We start from the raw sequence: 18,354 nt of genomic DNA, 5'->3' as shown, positions 1-18,354 counted from the left end.
AATGAAATTCTTCAGGCTTAGCATATGAAAGAGATATATTTTTCCGACTCGCTTTAAGAATGAAACCAGCAGCATAATGATTATAGACTTATGCCATATTGTATCTGGGTGTCTCGAAGAGTAAGATATTCATTTCCAGCACGTTTAGACTCACACACGCGAGCGCGGATATAAAGCGCGAGGCCTTTTCAATAGCGTTCAGGTAAAGTTGACACTGGTCAATCCCGTCATATTGCCAATATTGACCGCGACAAAACATTATCGATCAGATCATAATCAATATACTTCGGATGTGCCGATTAATGGCTCCAAAACCAGTCATACGCCCCGAAGCCAAATGCTGTTCGCGCTCCGGCCTGCACAATAGCGCCAAACGCAAGCAGGCTCGCCAGCTCACCTAAGGCCCCCGCAACGCCCAAGCTACCCTGAAAGCCATGCATCTCGATAGGAAGGTGCGCTTGTTTCGAGGAATAACGCACCCAGTAGGTTTGCCTTATATAACGATCCTCCCAACGCAGCTTTGCTGCGCGTTCACACAATGCGCCATCATCCCCAATCAGTTGAACATCCTGCCAAAGCGCAAGGCTTGAAATGCGCGCCCATAAACTGCGCGCCAAACCCTCCCCCGATAAAACCCCGGCGCGCTCATTCAGTAACGTCACGGGCCCGCGAAAGACCAACCACATCCAACCCGCTTCACTCAAATCAGGCACCTCAATACACTCGCGCTGGTCCAGTGTGTGTTCGAGGATCGGCAGATACCGTCTACGACCGCGGTTCTGGCTATCTGCAATCCCTAGATTGAAGGCCCCATGAAGCGCATCGCGCACGACTTGCGATAAGCCCACCACACAGCCATGCAAGCGCACAAGTATATGAATATGTTTAAAGTTCGACGCGACATGAAGGTTGAAAGGGCGCACGGGCGGCGGGGCATAATCGCCAAATAAAAGCTCGAATGCAGCCCGGCTTCGCAGACAATCAACGCCCGCTTCTTGTAATCGCGCGCCCAAGGCTCCGCGAATACGCCCCCCCAGGCCTGGCCCCGTATCAAATCCGGCCGGTCGTTCTACAGTGATGCGAATGTCGCAATAGCGCCATACCGATGCAAGCTCACCAAGGGGCATCGAAACGATAGGCGTCCTACGGCATCTCTCCAACAAGTCTGCCGCCTTGGGCGCAAAAGTGTTGTGCTCACAACGGTTCACAATATGTAGAAGTCCTGGGCTTCTGCCATAGGTGCACCGCCCCATTGAAAACTGCTTTTAAGATCACGTTGGCTCAGACAATAAACCCGCAGCGTATCCCCCCGCTCCAGCTCGATTGCGATACGCTGGCCAAGTGCTTTCGCCCGAGACTTTGACAGTCGCGCCTCAAACACACTGCCCTGCACGCGAACAGCCTCAGCCTCGAGAAGGCCAGCAACCCGGCGCCGGACCCGATCTTGAGAAATATCATAGGCAAATACGAATAACGGGTCAGCCATGACTAATATTCCATGCGATAGGGCTGATAGACAGACTTGCCAGAAACATGATCACGCCAGCAAAGAATTTGCTCCTCGATCAGGCCGCGCCAGAGCACGTCTTGCCCGGATCGCGGCGAGCGCACAGGACGGTCCAGCCAATTCTCCCATGACCGCAAAATAGTCTTGATACCCTCGCCATGGGCATAGACCTGGCCATCCTCACGGGTGTGAAACATTTGATGCCCCAGGGTTCGCGTATTCAACATCCAGATACACAGACCCTCGACCAAAGGCGCACGAAACTCCTCGGCCAGATCAAAGGCCAGGGTGTCGCGTGGCTCGTCTTGCACAGCATGAAGCGCCCCGATCCCAACATGAAGTCCCTGGCGTGCAGCCAGGCTGGCAATATCACGACATAGCAGTGACGCCAGATAGGAAAGCACAAGATTAACCGGATCAGGCGGGGGTCGGCGCACACGCTGCGTGAAGGTCCAGCCATGCTCCAGGCAGGCCCCCAGGGCGGGCCAGTAGAGAGCGCCCGCCTGCCCCTCACGTCCCATCAAGGCCTCAATCGTTTGCGCTTCGGGTAAATATTTCAAGACCCCGCCAATCTGCTTGGCCCGCTCCGCAATGAAAGGCCGCTTTCGGCGCCGGTTCAATCGGCGCAATAGCGCACGCTGATTGCGTAGCCGTCCCTCCACCAGGATACGCGCCGCCGCCAGGCGCGCCTCAGCGTTGTCATAAAGGCGCAGCTGCGCCAGGTGAAGCGCGCCATGACCGCGTTCTGGGCGCGATAGATAACCTTCGGTCTGTCCGCGGCCATTGATCCAGCGCATTTCAACATCTTCATCCAGAGCCAGGCGAATGGCCTCATCGGCGATGCGCGCCTGTGAGCCGACCTCAATCCGGTCCACCCTGGTCGTGGGCAAAGTGCTGACCGGATCGCCCTGCGCATTGCGCACCGTGAAGCTTGAGTTATGAGTGCCCAGAACATGACCTTTTTCGAGGAGGTAGAGCACACGCAATCGCGGCGCACGCGATGTGTCGGCCCCCGCTTCCAGGCTCGCCAGATCGAGGGCATCCTCCCCCGGCATCGCTCGCGCGTGCGTGCGCGCCGGTTCACCCGCCGCCAAAGCCTCCCCTTCATCCTCATACACATCATCGACCACCAAGGCGCGGACAAATTTCCGGCCCAGAAAGTCCAGCCCCCCTTCAAACGGCACGATGCGGGTCTTTTCAAGGTTTAAGGATAATCCCAACTTATCAAGCAGGCCCCGTGCGCGCTCCAGCGCCTGTAGGGCCTCATCTTCATTTCGGGTCAGAATGACGAAATCATCGGCGAAGCGCACCAGCCGGGTATGGGTGGATTTCAACCCCTCATCGACATCATCCAGATAGAGATTGGCCAGCAAGGGCGAGATCGGCGAGCCTTGGGGCAGACCGCGCCCGTGCGGGCCTGCGCCCGCCAGCCACATCTCAACCAGGCCCACCAATCCCGGATCACCCAGGAAAGGGCGCAAACGCTCCAGCAAGGGGCCATGGGGAACACAGTCAAAAAAGCGCTCAATATCGGCATCGACCGTCCAGCGAAAACCCTGACGACGCAAGGTCGCGACACGCGCGATCGCCTGCGCCACCGAGCGGCCCGGGCGATAGCCATAACTCTCGGGCTCAAACTCTGGCTCTAAAATTGGTTGCAAACGCTGCGCCACCGCCGTTTGCAGCACCCGGTCGCGTACGCAAGGTATCGACAAGCTCCGCCAGCCCCCCGCCCGCTTGGGAATGGAGACCACCCGATGCGGACCGGGCATATAAAGACCAGCCCGCACGTCATCGCCCAGACGATGCAGATGCAATAACACTGTGCGCTGGAATTGAGCGAGCGTTTGCCCATCCCCCCCGGGACCGCCCTGATTGGCATAAACCTTTTTCCAGGCCGTCATCAGGCTTTTTACCGTGAGGCAGGCTTCAAGTCGCATCATCTGAGAAAGGCCTGTAGAATTAGGTCAAAACATTGATTATATGAATTTAAAATCATTCCAGATCGGGATTTATGTCCACCTCAGCCCTTTGGCGCTTATTATGAGCCTAAGCCTGTAGATCATGGAGCTGAATGTCACATCTTGTCAATGATGTAGAAGGGGGTAGGCTCTGCTCGAATCTTTCAGCAGAGCTGATCAAAACTTCTCCGCTGCTTGAGATTCCAGCATTGTGATGGCGCTCTGCTCGAATCTTTCAGCAGAGCTGATCAAAACGCTGTTGGGCGATGTTATCGGTAAATTGCATCAGCTCTGCTCGAATCTTTCAGCAGAGCTGATCAAAACTGATGCCCTTGTCGTGGAGAGTCTTGCTTATGGGCTCTGCTCGAATCTTTCAGCAGAGCTGATCAAAACCGCTCGATTGCAGGACCATCAATTCGGTGACGAAAGCTCTGCTCGAATCTTTCTGCAGAGCTGATCAAAACTTTGTGTCAAATCGCAATCTTCGATTTTTTTATATGCTCTGCTCGAATCTTTCAGCAGAGCTGATCAAAACTTTACCCGGTTTCGCAAGACTCTCCGAAGTTATTAAGGCTCTGTTCGGCAGAGCTGATCAAAACTCGAGTAGTCTCATACTCCCGATAAAGCGAAGAGCTCTGCTCGACTCTTTCAGCAGAGCTGACCTGCCTTTCGCGTTAATTTTCCCTTGAAAGCCGCAAAATGCACATTTAACGTGCACGCCGGGATGGGGAAAAGATGCAGCAACTGAACCTGACATTGAAGATCATCACACCGATGTTCATAAGCGGGGCCAACCCGAAAGGCGCTGCGCTGCGTGCGCCCTCGCTGGTCGGGGCCTTACGCTTTTGGTGGCAGGCCCTGGCCTGGTCGCGGCTCACCTCAGGCCAAGAACCTCATAATGATGCGGATGCGCGAAAATTGCTTCAATATTGGGAAGCGCAGACCTTTGGCAGCACCGCCGGGCAATCTCCGTTTCGCATACGCCTTTCACACCCTGACCGGCTCAAACACACCCAAGTCACAGCCCAAAACACCCCAGTCAACCGCTCTGCCGAACGCGGGGGGACAACATTAGCTGGATACTCCATGTACACGTCCAACGGCGCGAGTGTTTTCCACCGTTCCGCCGCAGGCAATTATGCGACGTCTGGCAGCGGTCTTATCTACATGGCGGGATTGGGCCTGGCGGGATTTGTGAGGGAGCGCGAGAACTCACAGCAACAGACCTCAATAGGGAAGTTTCGCGATTTACGCCCCGCGCTTCTTCATAATCAGACTTTTATGGTTAACCTTATAGCGCCCAAGCTTGAAGCGCTTTTGCTCTCACCGCAGACAGACACAGGCGCCCCAGGGCTGCTCGACGCGTTTGAGGCCCTTTGCCTGTTTGGCGGTCTGGGCAGTCGCTCGCGGCGCGGATTCGGCTCTATTCAACTCGACGCGTGGTCATGGCAGCCACAGCTAAGTCAAGCCAGCGGATCGCAGTGTGCGATTGAAACGCGCCTGAACACCCTCAAGGCGCTCAAAGTGGAAGACATTGAGGCTTTTTTTAAAAAGTATAGCCGTGGCGCACACCCAGAATACTCGGCCTTTAGCCAGTCTTCTCGCCTCGCGCTGTTAACCCGCCCCCCCGACATCCCGATTACGCAAACCAACACCGTTAGCGATTTCTCACAACTCGCGGCTTTAGTCCCTTCGCAGGGGGATCCAATCGCAGATACGCATAATCGCCTCGGACAAAGTTTTGTCTGGCATCGTGGTAAAGGTTTTAGAGGTCGTCACAGCGGTGTGCACAAGGTTGGCGGCCTAAACAGTCTTGGAACATATTCACAGGACAGCACATGGTTTGATGACATTAACCAGGCACAATCTACAGCATCCCAGTCAGAGCGTAAAAAAATCTTGACAAATGAGAATGTCGCGAACACACCACCTCCCTGCCGGGTCGGGTTTGGATTGCCCTTGCAATTTTCTTCGCGCTCAACGGGCTCGCTTTTCTCCGTAATTTTAAACGCAACTGACACGGACAATAACGCCAAAAGGCGGGCAAGCCCGTTATTGTTTTCGATCAAGCGTTTGGAAAACAATCAAATCCTTATCGTAATTTTGAACCTTCACGCGCGCTTCCTGCCTGAGGCATACCAAATTGGTGTGTCTGCAAAAGATATGACCAGCGTTGCGCTACGCTTGCCTTCAACGGACGAAAATCCCGCCCAAGACTATCTCAACTTTCTTCAAACTCCCCCTAATAACGTCCGAAGTGAGCTTCATGATAAAATTTTCGAGGGATACACTATAAAAGTCTGCGCGCCAGAGAGCCCTCAGCCTGTTTCGGAGCCCCAGCCATGATCACGTCCTGGATCAAAAGGCTCCTACCCTTTCAGGGTTCAGCTCCAGATCAACTGACAGTTTTGCATTTTCACATCGGCCCGGTTCAAAGCTTTATTCATCAAAGTCGGCGAACGCGTGATCTATGGGCCGGATCATTCCTGTTATCCTGGCTTTCCGGTACGGTCATGGCCGAGTTGGCGGAAATAACCGAAAACACAGCCACCCCCCACAAGATACTTACCTTTCCATGTCTTGTCGCGTCCACCGACAATCCATCCTGTAAGGAGGGTGTCATTCTTGACGACATGTATCGCGACATTATTGGCGAGGGCAGCCGGAATAGCTGGCGTCCCACCTTGCCCAATCATTTTCGCGCCCTGCTGGAAGCGGACCATAATGTCGACCCCGCACAGCTGACAAAGAATGTTGAATCGCGCTGGTACGCTCTGGCAGAGGCCGTTTGGAATGTTTTTCTAGAACCTCTACCCAATGACACCCTCAAAGAACGCGCGCGCAGTGTGTGGGATCGTCAAGTGGGCACACAAGACGCCCCGTCCAGCTTTTGGCAAGTCTATTGGGCCATGGGTACGCGGCCTGAAGACGGGTTTGATGTCAACTGGTTGGACATGCGTAAAAGCGCACGCTGGACAAGCGCGCTCAGCGCCGAGCCGGGCCGGCAATGCATGCTGATACCCGGGCTTCAAGAAGCTTCTGGCGTTGAAAACAGCCGCGCAAGACAAGATCAAGATGCCTTCTGGAAAGCCTTAAGGGCACGCATTGCAGAAGTGCGCTATGGGAATGCGAGCCTTGGCATTCTTGATCTGCGTGAGGGCGAAATGTTATCGCCCATTGCACTTATTCGCCGTCTATTTCCTATCCTGCCTGCAAAAACACTAAAAGCGGTCATAGGCTGGGTCCCGGGGGGCGAAAGCCAGCATGTGCAAGAAACAACCACCGTTCAACGCTCCATTGCGTTTTGGCCCTCCACCAGCATGGTGGCCGCCGCCCCCTGGTTACAGCATGCCTGCGAGATCGCACCGGAAACGGTAAAAAGGCTCGCCAATGCAACGACCCAAGATAAAATTGGCCCAGCCCTTGCGCACGCTGAAGCGGCAGCCGCCCTTGAAGTCCCGCGGTTAAATCAACTCCCCTCGGAAGCTGGAGATATCGCTCAGCGCGATGGCACGCTGTTTTACGAAGAAGATTTGATGCAAATACCTGTGTCCACAATACGAGGGGGACAGGATGCCATTCAATCTGCCACGACAGCGCTGAAAACACTGACCAAAAAAATGGGCGCTGGCCCTTCCAATTATTACGCAATCCTGGCGATGGACGGTGATCGCATTGGTGAGCATATGCGAGTTAACCCAGAAGATATCTCTCAAAGGCTCAGTATCTATAGCCAATCCGTCGGAAGCGCTTTTCGCGACTTGAATGCCACTTTGATTTATTCCGGCGGTGATGATCTTTTGGCAATGTGCGCCATTGATGATGTCCTGCAATGCGCGCAAACCGCGCGGGCTATATGGCAGGAGGCTTTTAAGGGTTGTGAGCAAGAGGCAACCCTGTCTGCGGGTATTGCTCTTGTTCATCGGCGCACAAATTTACGTTGGGCTATCGAGTTTGCAAACGAGACATTGCTTAATCAATGGTCCAAAGACACGACCGGACGCGACGCCGTCACTTTTGGTCTTTTGCGGTCCGGGGGCGGCGATGTCCTATGGTCGACACCTTGGCAGCGAACAACAAACGGCGCGCACGGTGCGAGTGTTGCAACAGCGCTGCAATCCCTAAGCGAATATCTGACCAGCCCTGCAGCTTCAGCAGGCATCAGAGCCGATCAGGGCGCACTTTATAAACTCGCTTCGGGCCTTACCCCCTGGATGCTGAACAATATGGATGAAGCGCGTGAGTTTTGGACACAAAACGACACCAATTTAAAGCTTACTAGCAAAGTTTCAGACCAGGAATTAGCGTGCATAGCCCTGTATTGGCAAGGCAGACGCTCGAACCTTGGTGAAGACGATATCAAGTCTGCCAACGCTATCATCGCCTTGATGCGGGCTAAGGCGAATGGAAAGAACGTCGCTTGGGAGGAACTGCCGCTTCAACCGGGGTTCCTGCGCTTACTCAACACCCTGAACAGTGAAATGCAACACAAAGCATTGACTGCGGAGGCCCACGCCGATGCCTGATGATGTATTGCGCCTGCACAAGTTATCGGCCGTTGATACTTGGATGTTTGGCTCTGGCCAGCCCTTCAATCAAGATGATGAAGGCTTATCGCAAGTTCGCTCCATCTTTCCACCCTTGCCATCAAGCGTTTTTGGGGCCTTGCGCGCGGCTTATGCCCGCGCCGCAGGGTGGGACGGTATCAGCCGCTGGGATTCTAAAGACGCAAACGCTTTTACTGATCTAGGCAATGGCCTGAAAGATCTTGGCTGCCTGAGCGCTTGCGGGCCCTTTGTTTCGTCTAAGGAAGGCTCCATCGTTAAGTATTGGATACCAGCCCCCCATGCGCTGGCCGTAAAAATGAACGGCCTCAATGTGGCGGAAACAACTCGTGCGGACCCGATTAAGACGGGTTTCAAAACTGATCTCGGCCTAGAGCATTTGTGTCAGGTCCGGGATAAAAACCCCGAAACCTTTAAATCCGCACATGGCTTTTGGCTGAGTTTTGAGGGTCTTGCGGCTTATCTTAAGGCGGAAGAAGTTCCAAAAACACAAAGCTTGCGCTCCCCCGGTGCTTTCATCCACCGCGAGCATCGTGTAGGCCTTGAGATCAACCCAAAAACAGGGACCGCTGCTAAAGGCATGCTGTACTCAGCCAGCCATCTACGCCCCGGCAAGGAGATATCACTCGTTATGCGCTGGCAGATGTCAAAGCCTAAGCATAATTGGGATGAGGTCTCAGGCCTGCATCCGCTTGGGGGTGAAAGCCGCCTGGCGAATATTGAGACACTGGAAGCCAATATCGATCCCGTCACTAAAATTAAACGCATGTCCGAGAAAGCTGTCAATAAGATGAAGGAGGGGCGCTACAGCGTCGTCCTACTTACGCCCCTGCCCTTACAAGAGACAAAACTGAATGGCAACGGGTTATTCAAGGCGCTTAATTTGCCTGGCAAACTTGTCACGCTGTCCACACATGGGATCGAGCGTATCGGGGGACAGGATGATAACGGTTCGACCGCCTCTGTCCCCGCATTGCCGGCAGGTACGGTCCTATTCGGTATCGCTAACGAAAAGAATGATGTCTCTGATCTATTAGACCAAATTCCGATAGGTCTGGGTCAAGACCTTGATAAAAGGCATGGTTTCGGCGGCTTTGCCCTTGGGACCTGGAATTTAGAGAGAAAGAATGAACAGGATAAGTAATGCCCGAATTTAAGTCTACGCTTATCGGCATGCTAGCAGAGACAGAGCTTCACCCAGGGGTGGGGCAATCTGCATCTGTGATTGATCTCCCCGTTGCACGCGAGGCGTCAGGTATGCCTTTCATACCTGGCTCATCTATTAAAGGGGCCTTTCGCGCACAATGGCCAACAAGTAAAAACTCTCCAGACTTCAAAGCTGTATTTGGAGAAAAAAATAAAGCGGGGCAAATTTTGTTCAGCGATGCCCGCTTGATCCTTCTTCCCTTACGGTCCCTAACGCGTCCATATTATTGGGCAACTAGCCCCTTCTTGCTGAACCGTTTCAAGCGAGACCTGAACCGCTTTAATCTTGGCGAAGCCGCAAAGACCGAATCTCTAATAATACCTCTCATCACGCCAGGCTCAACACAAATGGCCGAGCAAGAAAATGACAACCCAGGAGATAATACGGTCTATCTCGAAGAATTTAGCTTCAAGATCGAACGTGTGAAGTTAAGCGCATGGATACAGGCGCTGAAAATGCTTTTACCAGAGAATGAACATTGTCAAATCGTCGAAAAACTTCTGATCCTGAGCGATGAAGATTTCACCCATTTTGCACGCCAAGGCTTACCCGTACGGGCCCGCAATGAACTGCACGAAGAGACAAAAGTCTCTAAAAATCTTTGGTATGAAGAAACCCTACCTACCGACACCGTTTTATATAGCGGTCTTCAATCGCGCACCTCAGAACCGGTCGATTGGCCATCCGGTTTCAACTATTTACAAGTGGGTGGCGATGAGACTGTTGGTCAAGGCTGGGTCCAACTTACTCTGTTAGCCAATGAGCAGGCTGAGGAGGTCGCGCAATGACGGATGTCGCTAGTCTTCGCCATGGACACGCATTTGCACAAGCAAAGACGCTTGCAGAAAATGCAAATCTCCCAAGAAACGAAGTGGAAAGTAAGATTAAAGGCGCGGCTGCAGGTATTATTCAAAATGGTCTGCGTTTATCCCTCGCACGCATGAAAATGTTAGAAGACCAAGCTGTTGAACCTGCGCTTTCAAATTGGCTTACGCATGAGAATTGCCCCGGCTTCATCACGGGATTAACGCCAGAAAACCTGCTCGAACACCTCTTCAGCAATGAGCAAATAAATTCTCGAACACTTTCAATTTTGACACGTGAAAGTTTACTTTATTTGGATAGTTTCAAACCCCTCAGCCTGGCCCTATTAAATACTCTTTCGACTTCTGAGGCCTAATGCGATGTCTTACCTCAAAAAAAGGTTCACTGGCAATGCAGGGCTGAAGTTTGAGAAGGCCCCAGATGCGACCTACACTAACATTTTCCCAGACGCGTCAAAGCCTACCAACGGCCCAGATGCCAAACAATGGATAGAGGCGGGGGCTTACGGCAATGCCAAACAACTTACGAACCATGCCAAGCGCTTAGCTACGCTTGCTAAAACAGTAAAGCTTCACATTCTTGATCTTAAATTAGAAAGCCCGCTTCTTATAGGTACAGGCATCGCGTCTGCATATGATGCATTTGGCCTACTGTGGCATCGAACGCTGGGTGTGCCCTATATTCCAGGATCATCGTTGAAAGGGGTTTGCAAGACTTGGTATAATTACACCACAAAACCGACGGGTGAGGAGCCGCAATCCCCAAACCCGCAGGATACTTCCTCATCCCCTTTCGGCTCACAAAAAAGCAAAGGCGAATGGGTTTTCTTCGACGCTATTCCAACCGCCCCACCCCATATCGAGATAGATATTCTCAACCCCCACTATCCCGATTGGTATAACCAAAATGCCTGGCCAGGTGATTGGCAGAACCCTATACCCATCACATTCCCCGTGATTGCGGCGGGAACAATGTTCCGCACATTGATCGGCGTTCCCGGCGATTATGATGCCAGTAACAATGCGATAAATACACTGACACAGGCTGTTGAATATCTCGGAGTGGGGGCCAAAACAAGCCGTGGATATGGCGTGTTAACCCAAGCCCCCTAAACATAGAAAGCCTTAAATCGTGTTGGGGGTTTCAGCGCGTAGATCTGTATAAAACCAAATCTTACGCCCGGTATTTCCATCTACACTGGACCCTGACTCAACATAGCTGACAACGGCGTCACCTTCCAGAGCAGCCGAGAGCGCACCGATAACAACTGGTTTTGTGCCCCCTGTTACATCGATACAAAATTGACCGGAGTCTGGGCGCCCAATAATTTCTCTGAAATAGTATTTGATACCGTATTTACTATCTGCATTGATTATTTCTCGAATGCGTTGGCGGACCTTTTCAGGAGGGAAGGCTTCACCCCCCTCATCCCCCCCCTCATCTCCGCAGAAGTACGCGCAAAGATTTATTTTAATTTTATTGTTATCATTTGAACCCTCTAAACTGCTCAACCAAGCCTCGACTATTTTTCGAAAACTTTCGAACTGGGCTTTAGATTCTTGACTCATCAAGACATGGATTCTTTTAAGCTGGACTCTAGGGTTTTCAGGCGTGCTGCCCGGAACAAATAAGTGTGCTTCTATAGCCCGAAGCGGCTGCAACCATGCACATTGGCTAAGTGGGTCTGGAATATTTTCCCAATACCCTATAGCAGGGTCATCCGAATCCGTGTTATTATTTCCACCTATTATGCAACTTTCGATACCTTTTTTATTTTCAATCACAGCTTTAAAAGCCTCTATTACTTCATCAAGATTTAAAGGCTTTCTTCCGTTACGAAGTATAAACTTATCTTGGTCGTTTTCACAGGGCTCAAGTTTTGATAGAGCAATGATTAATTCCGGCCGTTGAAATTTAGAATATATTTTATCTTTGCGCTTACAGTATTTTTTGGTATCATTATTTAGGAAAGATTTGTATTTAGCAATGGTTGCCCAAGGTCGAAAATGCAATTTGGAAGCAAGCTTAGCAAGGACTGCAATAGCCCCAATAAAAACCAGTGCAAAAAAAACAGCCACAAACGTGACACAAACAACAAGCCATGGGCCCTTATTTTCTATGATCCCCGTGACAACATTACTGATAGGTTCTTCCTGCGCCTCCAAAATAACTAGAAAGCATAAAACAAGTAACACTTGAACAAACCCTTTGGCCCAGCTCTTAAGGCTCCGGTAAGGAGTTGGAAACGACTTTTCATTTAAAAAATAATCATTTAACCAAAAAGCTCCGGCCGCTATTAAGGGCGTAGCAATAATAAAACACCATTTGTAAATTACAGAATTAATAGTCTCTGGAAGTAGATCCGCAATAAAAGAAACAAGTCCACCCAAAAGCGATACCAACAATACGATAACGATAAAACTAATATAATACCACACCTAACTGCCTCCCTAAAAACTATGCTATTATCCCTGTTAGCAGGCTATTCAATGCACTCAGAGGTCGAAATGGTCAAATATTTTTCCTCTCGCCATCACGGGGCTATCGACTGGATGATGCGTCATCATCCTGAATTTAAAATCATATCAAGCCTGTTTGAAATCGACATAATACCCGGCTACATAATCGCTGGTAATTTTCCACTCAGTCTAGCCGCTGAAATTTGCGCTAAGGGTGCCCGCTTGTTTTCAATAGATATGAACCTTGCCCCAGACTTAAGAGGCACAGAGCTTACTGCCGAGCAAATGGAAATATCAGGAGCAAAACTTGTTGAATATTACGTTTCTAAATACATATACAATGAGAACTAGTTTTTTACTCGCAATACACTACATATAAATTATAATAAAAGTTCAATAAGCTAACCCAGGCTGTTTATTTTTACACCCTACATTATTCAAATAGAAGTTATTATGTTAGAACTTAATATATTTTTCACACAAACCCATTGCTTTTTAAATCTATCTAATGATTGACTGTACTTGTAATGAGCAGATGAAAGCCGTTCAGCGTTCTTATATTCACCCTATGCTGCGCGAGGTTTCGCGCGGGCTATACTGAAAGCATGGTAAGGAAATGCCGCGCGGGGCTGATGGACAGCGCGGCATGCGATCCCCGCACTTTATCGCATGATCAATGACAGCAAGCACAGCGCCAGCGCTATGAAACCTTGCGCAAAAACACTCAGGCTCAGGCTTCAGCCAAACCCGTCTTTGACAGGGCCGCTAAACCCCACGCACCGCCCGGCATCTCCGCAAGACATCAAGAGGCGCTAAGCCGCTTGCGCCAACGCCCAACAGCCAAGGAGCGTCTTCATGGCATAAACAAAAACCGCCCCGCTCCGGGGCCGGAGCGTGAGCGGTGAGGCATTGTATCGTGCAAGGCGTGTCAATGGGGACACGCAACCCATTTTTGACCCATGATTTCAACCTCAGTGATGTCACCGCCCAGGACCATGTCCCGCGCGAAGGCTTCGGTATCAAAGTAATAACGCAAATGTTCTGGGATTTCGCTTAAGAGCCCGGTATCCTCGATATAACGCTCGGCATATTCGAGCGCCGTACCCTCAAAAAGATAAACATCATCAAGATGGCCCAAAACCTCACTGGGTGTACAGCCCAAGTGATCGGCCAAATAAATCACCTTGACGGCATCATCTTCGTCCAGAGCCTCGAACGCTTCGAACCAAAGCTTGAGATTGGCCTGATTGACACCGATGGCTGAAAAAACCTCATAATTATCGCCGTCGATGAACTGGATTTCATATTCCTCGACCGGATCACCATATTCATTGCGGTGAGATGCGAATTTTTCGAGATAATCTTCGTAAGTGCTGAAGTAAAAGCCCGTTGCTGAAATATCGTAAGGTGTAGCGTGATAAATGTTGGTCATGTGTTCCTCCTTTGCTTTGAACGCAAAAAGGAACAGCGGATGATCTTAAATGGCGGACACAATAGCCTTCACGGGGCCTTAAGGCCGTGGCGCGGAAGGACTATTGTGACCGGCATGACAACCGCTACTTTGCGGGAATTTTAAAGCAGGGAGACATGCTGCACTCTATCGTTGAGAACTGCCGAGTAACTAAGCCAATATGGCTAGGCTAACTGACTGCTCAACGCGCAAAATTAACTCAATGTTGTTGAAACGCGACATCCTCCTTCGCCTAGCTTTGCTCGATAAACTTACCCAACAGTAAGCACCTAGATTGTTCCCAGAGAATAAGTGACGCTTTAAAGTATGTTCGAAATTACGACGGATCATATTAGAAGATTGAACGACGCAGATGCGCGGACTCTAGTTGGCCTCCTGGCTGAGCAAGAAGCCATTCGTCATGGAGCAGATGCCTCTTCCATTACGTTTGGCGGCGATCAGCGCGCGCAAGATGGTGGAATTGATGTAAGGGCGTCGTTGCCCGACAGCTTAAGTCCCGAAGGTTACATCCCGCGACGACAAACCGGCTATCAGGTCAAGGCCGAGAAGTTCGCGGGTGCGGATATCAATCGGGAAATGCGACCGTCGGATACTCTGCGGGATTCCATAAAGAACCTCGGAAAAGAAGGCGGCTCATACATCATTGTTAGTTCCCAGGATAACTGCTCCGATATAATGCTGAGCAGTCGTAGAAAGGCTATGGCGGCGGCCATATCCGATACTCCCGAAGCGGCCGATCTATTTCTAGACTTCTACGATCAGAATCGGCTGGCACGCTGGGTGAACCATCATCCTGGTCTAGTTCCTTGGGTTAGGAAGAAAATTGGCGAGCCGCTTAACGGCTGGCGTCCATTTGATGATTGGTCGAGCACGCCAGAAGAGGCTTCGGCTGAATACATCATTGATGACCACATTCGCCTTGTCGGTGTGCAGCTCAAAGATACAAGTGGCTTGGATGCAAGGGCGGGAATTCAACACGTGCGCAGCACCCTTAAGAAAGCTAGTGGCACAGTCCGTCTGGTAGGCTTATCCGGGGTCGGGAAAACCAGATTCGCGCAAGCTCTATTTGATGACAGGATTGGCGATGACGCACTCCAACGGTCCAAAGCTATCTATACGGACCTGTCAGACGGCCCAGACCCAACGCCGCTTGAACTTTTGGGGCGTTTAATTGGGTTAAAACAGGAATGCGTACTCATCGTTGATAATTGTGGTGTGGAGCTACACCGCAAACTTGCCGCCAGGCTTAGACAGACTGAAAGCGGCGTCAGGGTCCTGACGATTGAGTATGATATCTCAGACGACGAGCCTGAAAACACAGATGTCTTTAAGCTTGAACCGTCATCACCTGATGTCCTCGAGCACATCTTAGAGCGGCGATATTCTCAGCTCTCAAAGCCTGACATTCGTACTATTGCCTCGTTCTCCGAGGGGAATGCCCGTGTTGCGATTGCGCTCGCGGAGACTGCGAAGAGCGGCGAGTCACTGACTAATTTGTCAGATAGTGAGTTATTCAAGCGGCTATTCATACAGAAAAAAGATGAAAGCCCTGCGCTGCTTCTAGCCGCTAAGGCAATGTCCTTGGTCTACTCCTTCGACGGATCAACTCTGGAGGGAGATAACGCCGAACTACCATTACTCGCCGACCTTGCCGGTCAGAGTGTCGAGGAGTTCTATGGGCACGTCTCCGAGCTGAAGCGCCGGAAGCTCGTTCAATCTAGGGGAAAATGGAGAGCGCTGCTCCCACACGCGCTAGCTCACAAGCTCGCTAAAGAGTTTCTCCAGGACCGTCCGCCAACGATGATCGTCGACAAGCTTCTACGGAATGCTGGTGATCGCCTATTGCTTTCGTTTTCACGGCGTCTTGGGTTTCTACATGAAAGCCCCGAAGCGCGTGAGATAGTGGCAAGCTTTCTCAGCAGCGATGGATGGCTGCACCACATCGAACGACTGTCACAATGCGAATTAATTTTTCTCGACAATGTTGCGCCCGTGGACCCGAAGCAAGTACTCGCTAACATTTCAGCTACACGTACTCGCCTTGGCTCTCTTGAGGCGCTGCCCAATCCCGCGAAGCAAGAGACAAAACGTCTACTTCGTGCCCTTGCATATGAACCCGATACGTTTGAAGCAGCAATAACCCTACTTTGCGAAACGATATCGTTAAGCAAAAACAATAATATGAGCACCACGCACGATGATTTTGTGTCACTATTCCATCTTTATCTTTCCGGGACACATGCAACAGCGACACAGAGAGCCGGGCTCTTGGCAAAGCTTGCAAAAGTTGGGGATCAGAAAGCTGTAACGCTGGTGATCTGCGGGCTTGAGGCGATGCTCAGAACCGAACAATTTAGCTCGCTGAGCAATTTCGAATTTGGTGCGCGGAAGCGTGATTTTGGATGGCAGCCAAGCACGGGCCAGGACGTGCACCACTGGTATGCTTCCGCCCTCTTTCTGTTCAAGGACTTGTTGGACAATCGGTTAGTACCAACGGAACAGCTTAAGAGCATCTTCGCTAGTCACTTTCTTGACCTCGCTCGGCGCGGGCTTGCCGACGAGATCATCCCGCTAGCGGAGCACATTGCTACAGAGCATTCTTGGCCTGAAGGATGGAGTACTGTTTCTTCCGTGGCGAAGGAGGCAATGTCCGGAGGATATGAAGAACTAGCTAAGCGATACTCAGATCTCGCCAATATACTGGAACCGAAGGATCTCGCGCACCGGATCGCGGTCTATGTTCTGCCGGATCGCGGGTCCTCATTGGATTTGGCAGAAATCGATGTCGATTCAGATGCCAGCGACGTAGACAAGTACGAACGGGCGCACGCGCGGATCGAACATGTTTGCGCGGCAATCGGTGCTGAGCTTGCCCAATCTGATGCTGAGTTTAGCGCCCATGTCGGTACGCTTGTGAGAAGCACCTCCGCCCGCGTTTCCAGCCTCGGGAAAGGCTTAGCCAAATCGCATAAAAATCCAGAAACAGCTTGGAGCACTATCGAAGACGCGCTGAGGAATCTAGGTGAGGAGCGAAACTATAGCCTGCGTATCGCAACTGGCTTCCTTGAGGGCTTAGAGAACAAAAACCCTTCTTTGGTTGAAGCGTTTTTAGATCGTGTTTTCGCTAGCCAAGAGCTTCGCAAGTTTTTCTTGCCGCTGCAGTGTTCAGTTTCCCTAAGCGATAGAGGTTGGGCTCGCATTATTTCGTCACTCAATCAACCAGACATCCCGGTATATGGGTATGAGCATTTGGCATATTGGCCAGCGCGTAGCGCCCTAAATGTGGAGCGGCTCGATCAGCTTGCTACTTTGCTTCCAAGACGCGAACAGGGATTTGCTGCAGCACTTCACGTATTTCACCTCCACCTCTGGCGAGGGACCAAAGGCGAAGAACCTCCGGCAGAGGGTGAACGAGCTGCAGCTCGAAAACTTCTCCGTCAAATTCGTTTCGAAAATCGCGGCCAAACGAACGACTTCGAAATTAAATCGCTTTGTGAAGCAGCGCTGCGTCCCGGCTTAGACGAACCGATCGCTAAGATAATCTGCGAACGACTTCTAGAAGCGATGGACAAAGGCCACGTTTACGGTTGGGACTATCCAAGGCTTATTGAATATCTCGCCAAACATTTCCCACTGCCGGTTTTGAACATCCTCGTCGAGCGCGCAGACGAAGACAAACCGCTATATGGTCGAAACCGTATTTTCGAGAGTTACCGGGATAAATCTTTCTCCCCAATTAACTTGATTGATAGTGAAGTGGTGATCAGCTGGGCAAATGAGAATCCAAGCCGAAGGTTTGACCTTCTTGGCTCAATTACAAGACCCTGGAGACAATCAGAGGATGACGCGTCTGTAGAATGGTCGCCAATGGCGCTCGAAATTCTCCTCGCAGCACCGAACCCTGCAACCATTATTCACCAGTTTTTTGAACGCATAATGCCGATGGCGTGGCATGGTTCGCGTGCTGAGCTTATGGAATCGCGTCTTCCACTGTTCGATGCGTTAGTGCAGCGAGAAGCTCCAGTAATAGCCAGCACTGCCCGTGCCGCGAGAGCTCGATTTGAGCAGGAAATCGCGAAAACTCGGGAGCGGGAAACACTGCAAAGAAGAGAACGGGATGAACGATTTGATTGGTAGCGGGAACTAAATGACATGGCCATGAGGGTATCGGGCGAGCGCCGGAGCGCGGAAGCTCATCTGATCTGTGATCGAACGACTGCACGTTCAGACATGGGGAGGTGTCGGAGGGGAGAGGTCATTCTCCCGCTCTGGCGAGTGGTCCAGCGGCGAGAGGCTGGTCGGGGGTATTGGGTCGCGAAAGACCTGATCGTCATCCAATCCGCGCAGGGTTGGTCCCCA

13 protein-coding genes and 1 CRISPR repeat array are annotated in these 18,354 nt (G+C 51.3%); of the genes, 8 read left to right on the top strand and 5 right to left on the bottom strand.

The features are described from left to right. Positions 1 to 299: 299 nt before the first annotated feature. The 3 genes from cas6 to cas1 form a co-directional block, all read right to left on the bottom strand. A complete protein-coding gene (gene cas6 / locus H151_RS0105525; protein WP_019960651.1) occupies positions 300 to 1,127 on the bottom strand; it encodes a CRISPR system precrRNA processing endoribonuclease RAMP protein Cas6 in 828 nt (275 codons plus the stop codon). Positions 1,128 to 1,204: 77 nt separating this feature from the next. Further along, positions 1,205 to 1,486 carry a CRISPR-associated endonuclease Cas2 gene (cas2, locus tag H151_RS0105520; protein ID WP_019960650.1) on the bottom strand — a complete coding sequence of 94 codons (282 nt, stop codon included), beginning with the start codon at positions 1,484 to 1,486 and terminating at the stop codon, positions 1,205 to 1,207. 2 nt (positions 1,487 to 1,488) lie between these two features. After that, complete coding sequence (gene cas1, locus H151_RS0105515; RefSeq protein WP_019960649.1) at positions 1,489 to 3,450, bottom strand: CRISPR-associated endonuclease Cas1; 1,962 nt, start codon at positions 3,448 to 3,450, stop codon at positions 1,489 to 1,491. Positions 3,451 to 3,616: 166 nt separating this feature from the next. Then, a CRISPR array of direct repeats spans positions 3,617 to 4,003; the repeat unit is 36 nt; unit sequence GCTCTGCTCGAATCTTTCAGCAGAGCTGATCAAAAC. A 200-nt stretch (positions 4,004 to 4,203) separates the two neighbouring features. On the opposite strand from cas1, the gene cmr1 reads away from it, so the two are divergent. From cmr1 to cmr6, 6 genes are read left to right on the top strand one after another with little or no spacing between them, the layout of a single operon-like run. Then, positions 4,204 to 5,814 carry a type III-B CRISPR module RAMP protein Cmr1 gene (gene cmr1, locus H151_RS0105510; protein ID WP_019960648.1) on the top strand — a complete coding sequence of 537 codons (1,611 nt, stop codon included), beginning with the start codon at positions 4,204 to 4,206 and terminating at the stop codon, positions 5,812 to 5,814. Then, positions 5,811 to 7,994, top strand: a complete 2,184-nt coding sequence (locus H151_RS0105505; RefSeq protein ID WP_083918434.1) for a Cas10/Cmr2 second palm domain-containing protein — start codon at positions 5,811 to 5,813, stop codon at positions 7,992 to 7,994. The genes cmr1 and H151_RS0105505 overlap by 4 nt, the downstream gene beginning before the upstream one ends. Then, entirely contained in the window at positions 7,987 to 9,177 is a 1,191-nt protein-coding gene (locus H151_RS0105500; RefSeq protein WP_019960646.1) for a type III-B CRISPR module-associated Cmr3 family protein, read from the top strand. The genes H151_RS0105505 and H151_RS0105500 overlap by 8 nt, the downstream gene beginning before the upstream one ends. After that, complete coding sequence (cmr4, locus tag H151_RS0105495; protein ID WP_019960645.1) at positions 9,177 to 10,028, top strand: type III-B CRISPR module RAMP protein Cmr4; 852 nt, start codon at positions 9,177 to 9,179, stop codon at positions 10,026 to 10,028. Before H151_RS0105500 ends, cmr4 begins: the two co-directional genes overlap by 1 nt. Next, a complete protein-coding gene (locus tag H151_RS0105490; protein ID WP_019960644.1) occupies positions 10,025 to 10,420 on the top strand; it encodes a type III-B CRISPR module-associated protein Cmr5 in 396 nt (131 codons plus the stop codon). Before cmr4 ends, H151_RS0105490 begins: the two co-directional genes overlap by 4 nt. Before the next feature lie 4 nt (positions 10,421 to 10,424). After that, positions 10,425 to 11,177, top strand: coding sequence for a type III-B CRISPR module RAMP protein Cmr6 (gene cmr6, locus H151_RS0105485; protein WP_019960643.1), 753 nt, complete (start codon positions 10,425 to 10,427; stop codon positions 11,175 to 11,177). A gap of 12 nt (positions 11,178 to 11,189) precedes the next feature. On the opposite strand, the gene H151_RS0105480 is transcribed toward cmr6, so the two are convergent. Continuing rightward, positions 11,190 to 12,503, bottom strand: a complete 1,314-nt coding sequence (locus H151_RS0105480; protein ID WP_019960642.1) for a hypothetical protein — start codon at positions 12,501 to 12,503, stop codon at positions 11,190 to 11,192. Positions 12,504 to 12,572: 69 nt separating this feature from the next. Here H151_RS0105480 and csx16 point away from each other — a divergent pair, with 69 nt between their 5' ends. Then, the gene (csx16, locus tag H151_RS0105475; protein WP_026353845.1) at positions 12,573 to 12,875 is read left to right on the top strand and encodes a CRISPR-associated protein Csx16; all 303 of its coding nucleotides are present in this window, start codon (positions 12,573 to 12,575) and stop codon (positions 12,873 to 12,875) included. A 577-nt stretch (positions 12,876 to 13,452) separates the two neighbouring features. On the opposite strand, the gene H151_RS0105470 is transcribed toward csx16, so the two are convergent. Next, positions 13,453 to 13,956: an antirestriction protein ArdA gene (locus H151_RS0105470; protein WP_019960640.1), complete on the bottom strand. Its 504-nt coding sequence runs from the start codon at positions 13,954 to 13,956 to the stop codon at positions 13,453 to 13,455. Between the two features lie 345 nt (positions 13,957 to 14,301). On the opposite strand from H151_RS0105470, the gene H151_RS0105465 reads away from it, so the two are divergent. Further along, entirely contained in the window at positions 14,302 to 18,132 is a 3,831-nt protein-coding gene (locus H151_RS0105465) for a hypothetical protein (protein ID WP_019960639.1), read from the top strand. Positions 18,133 to 18,354 lie beyond the last annotated feature (222 nt).

Origin of the sequence: Woodsholea maritima DSM 17123, from assembly GCF_000382325.1 — a bacterium.
Taxonomy (GTDB): Bacteria; Pseudomonadota; Alphaproteobacteria; order Caulobacterales; family Maricaulaceae; genus Woodsholea; species Woodsholea maritima.
Note: the sequence above shows the minus strand (reverse complement) of the source record. Positions and strands in the feature narration are given on the sequence as shown.

What these genes read in the sequence shown, in the direction of transcription:
- cmr6 (WP_019960643.1), top strand. Translation starts at nt 10,425, where the DNA reads ATGTCTTACCTCAAAAAAAGGTTCACTGGCAATGCAGGGCTGAAGTTT.
- H151_RS0105470 (WP_019960640.1), bottom strand. Translation starts at nt 13,956, where the DNA reads ATGACCAACATTTATCACGCTACACCTTACGATATTTCAGCAACGGGC.
- H151_RS0105490 (WP_019960644.1), top strand. Translation starts at nt 10,025, where the DNA reads ATGACGGATGTCGCTAGTCTTCGCCATGGACACGCATTTGCACAAGCA.
- H151_RS0105465 (WP_019960639.1), top strand. Translation starts at nt 14,302, where the DNA reads ATGTTCGAAATTACGACGGATCATATTAGAAGATTGAACGACGCAGAT.
- cas6 (WP_019960651.1), bottom strand. Translation starts at nt 1,127, where the DNA reads ATGCCCCTTGGTGAGCTTGCATCGGTATGGCGCTATTGCGACATTCGC.
- H151_RS0105505 (WP_083918434.1), top strand. Translation starts at nt 5,811, where the DNA reads ATGATCACGTCCTGGATCAAAAGGCTCCTACCCTTTCAGGGTTCAGCT.
- H151_RS0105500 (WP_019960646.1), top strand. Translation starts at nt 7,987, where the DNA reads ATGCCTGATGATGTATTGCGCCTGCACAAGTTATCGGCCGTTGATACT.
- cas2 (WP_019960650.1), bottom strand. Translation starts at nt 1,486, where the DNA reads ATGGCTGACCCGTTATTCGTATTTGCCTATGATATTTCTCAAGATCGG.
- cmr4 (WP_019960645.1), top strand. Translation starts at nt 9,177, where the DNA reads ATGCCCGAATTTAAGTCTACGCTTATCGGCATGCTAGCAGAGACAGAG.
- csx16 (WP_026353845.1), top strand. Translation starts at nt 12,573, where the DNA reads ATGGTCAAATATTTTTCCTCTCGCCATCACGGGGCTATCGACTGGATG.
- cmr1 (WP_019960648.1), top strand. Translation starts at nt 4,204, where the DNA reads ATGCAGCAACTGAACCTGACATTGAAGATCATCACACCGATGTTCATA.
- cas1 (WP_019960649.1), bottom strand. Translation starts at nt 3,450, where the DNA reads ATGATGCGACTTGAAGCCTGCCTCACGGTAAAAAGCCTGATGACGGCC.